This is a genomic window from Mycobacterium sp., assembly GCF_050701675.1.
Lineage (GTDB): Bacteria > Actinomycetota > Actinomycetes > Mycobacteriales > Mycobacteriaceae > Mycobacterium.
The window spans coordinates 1-1,823 of sequence record NZ_JBOGDD010001084.1 but is presented as its reverse complement, the minus strand read 5'-3'; the positions used below and the strand labels follow the sequence as shown (position 1 = coordinate 1,823).

2 protein-coding genes are annotated in these 1,823 nt (G+C 63.3%); one reads left to right on the top strand and one right to left on the bottom strand.

The window, feature by feature from the left end:
- Positions 1 to 560 (top strand): TetR family transcriptional regulator (locus ACRDUX_RS33250; RefSeq protein ID WP_526420513.1); only part of this gene is annotated, 560 nt, incomplete at its 5' end.
- Between the two features lie 7 nt (positions 561 to 567).
- On the opposite strand, the gene ACRDUX_RS33245 is transcribed toward ACRDUX_RS33250, so the two are convergent.
- Positions 568 to 1,608: a spirocyclase AveC family protein gene (locus ACRDUX_RS33245; RefSeq protein WP_526420511.1), complete on the bottom strand. Its 1,041-nt coding sequence runs from the start codon at positions 1,606 to 1,608 to the stop codon at positions 568 to 570.
- Positions 1,609 to 1,823 lie beyond the last annotated feature (215 nt).

The following is a 1,823-nucleotide window of genomic DNA, read 5'->3' as shown; positions in this document are numbered from 1 at the left end:
AACATGCGGACCGCACCAGGAACGCGTTGCTGGAGGCAGCACTGAATCTGTTCAGCGCCAACGGCTACGACGAGACCACGACGGACCAGATCGCCGAGAGCGCGGGTCTTTCACCGCGGACCTTCTTCAGGTATTTCCCGACCAAGGAGTCGGTGCTCTTCTTCGGCGAGTACGACTTCATCGATGCCGTCAGCGGCGTGTACCTGGCCCAGCCCGAAGAGTTGTCCGACTTCGAGGCGATGGCCAATTCATTCGCGTTGCTTGCGCCGGGCCTCAAGCGCATCCGCAAGAGGATCGCGCAGTACCACGAAGCGGTCGCGTCATCGCTGGTACTGCTCGGCCGCGAACGCCGAAACCACGCGGCCAATACCGAGACGGTAGCGAAGGTGATCGCCGACCGGCGACGCCTTCCGACGCCGGACGACGAATGCCGACTGCTGGCGTCCATCGGGATGTTGCTCATGGAGCGCGCACTGAACCAGTGGCTGACCGCGCCGGGCCGCGGCCTGGACGACATCATCCGCCAGGAGTTCGCCGCGCTGCCCGCCGTCCTGAAGTAGGACGCACCTAGGGATCGTCGAAACGGGTGCCATCGGGACAGGCCCGCGGCGTATCGGGTCCGCAGTATTGCGTGCGCAGGTAGCTCGGGTAGGTGTCGGTGGGCCCGGCGTAGAAGCCTGCAAAGTTCACCGGGAGGTCGTACACGCCGATCGCCACCACGTGCAGGAAGCCGGTGACCGCCAGCACCCGCAGGAGTCCCTTGATTCGCGGTCCGGCCCAGTGCAGCGTCTCCACGCCCGCCTCCACCCGGATCTGACCCTTGCGGTTGCGGAAGAACATCAGTGCCCCGCTCGAACTCAGCACCAGAGACCAGAGGATGGGACCGTAGAGCGGTATCTGCACCGTCTGCCCGGCCCAGAGCGTGACACCGGGGATCGACGCCGGATACGCGACGAGGCCGTGATGCACGGCGAAGATCTCGAGTGGAAACTCGATGACGTACACCGCAAGCCAGCCGCAGCAGAACGTCCGGACGGGCCCAAGCATCGGCCATCGACGCCGCGCGCGGCCCATGGCCCACCGTGCGATCTTGCCCATCGCCAGAGGCATCCAGACGTAGATCATGCCGATCATCAGCACGGGCTCGACCATGAAACGGCTTCCGGGACTGAGCGATCCGGGGACGTTCTCCATCCAATTGCCGAAGTTGACCAGTCCGGCGTTGTAGAACAGAACCGGCTGGAACCAGTTGATCAATGGGTCATGCCACCATGCGATCGTCGAGCCGATCACCACGGCGGCCTCGATGCACAGTCGGCGCTCGCGCAGGCTCTTGCGGACGACGTAGACGATCGCCATCAGCGCCAGTATCGGGCAGGCGATCTGAAAGACAGTCATCGCCAGCTGGGTGCCGCCCGGGATCGGATCGGAGCCCGGTGCCACTCGAGCCGCATTTCCGGAAAAGATCCACGACGTATAGACGTAGGTGGCGACAGCGACGCACACGGCGCCGACACCGGACCAAAACAGTATGGGGCGAATCGTCCTGCTCGGCTCGGCCGGCGACTCGCTGCGGCCGACCACTTCTGGACTCTTGAGATCCGTCACTGAGCGCCTCCCTTGGCGATGATCTACCAAAGATGGCAGTTCACTGCCATAGTGTCAACGATCGAGCAGTTTGGTGACAAGGCGCCATGTAGTGAACTAGGTTACCTATGTTGTAGTTGAACTGGTCATCTGATCTTCTGTCGAGAGGCAACGATGCTCTTCGCCGCGTCGGACTTGGTCCCACCAGCAACCCTCGAACCCTCCGGCGTCTGGTT